This is a genomic window from Massilia aurea (assembly GCF_024753205.1).
In the GTDB taxonomy this organism is placed as follows: domain Bacteria; phylum Pseudomonadota; class Gammaproteobacteria; order Burkholderiales; family Burkholderiaceae_D; genus Telluria; species Telluria aurea.
Map to the genome: position 1 here is coordinate 1 of NZ_JANUGZ010000033.1, position 771 is coordinate 771.

The 771-nt window shown below is 52.3% G+C and carries 1 rRNA gene; it reads left to right on the plus strand.

Going from position 1 to position 771, the window contains the following annotated elements:
• Positions 1-750: ribosomal RNA gene (locus tag NX775_RS23915) — 23S ribosomal RNA — on the plus strand; the annotation flags it as partial.
• Positions 751-771: the final 21 nt, after the last annotated feature.

A 771-nucleotide genomic window follows, 5' to 3' on the forward strand; every position in this document is an offset into this window, starting at 1 on the left:
GTGGAGCCAACCTTGAAATACCACCCTGGTTCATTTGAGGTTCTAACCTTGGTCCGTTATCCGGATCGGGGACAGTGCATGGTAGGCAGTTTGACTGGGGCGGTCTCCTCCTAAAGTGTAACGGAGGAGTTCGAAGGTACGCTAATTACGGTCGGACATCGTGATGATAGTGCAATGGCATAAGCGTGCTTAACTGCGAGACCGACAAGTCGAGCAGGTACGAAAGTAGGACATAGTGATCCGGTGGTTCTGTATGGAAGGGCCATCGCTCAACGGATAAAAGGTACTCTGGGGATAACAGGCTGATTCCTCCCAAGAGTTCATATCGACGGGGGAGTTTGGCACCTCGATGTCGGCTCATCACATCCTGGGGCTGTAGCCGGTCCCAAGGGTATGGCTGTTCGCCATTTAAAGTGGTACGTGAGCTGGGTTTAAAACGTCGTGAGACAGTTTGGTCCCTATCTGCCGTGGGCGTTGGAAATTTGAAGGGGGCTGCTCCTAGTACGAGAGGACCGGAGTGGACGAACCTCTGGTGTACCGGTTGTCACGCCAGTGGCATTGCCGGGTAGCTAAGTTCGGAAGAGATAACCGCTGAAAGCATCTAAGCGGGAAACTTGCCTTGAGATGAGATTTCCCAGAGCCTTGAGCTCTTTAAAGGGTCGTTCGAGACCAGGACGTTGATAGGCTGGGTGTGGAAGTGCAGTAATGCATTAAGCTAACCAGTACTAATTGCCCGTACGGCTTGTCCCTATAACCTTGGTAGTCCAGGGT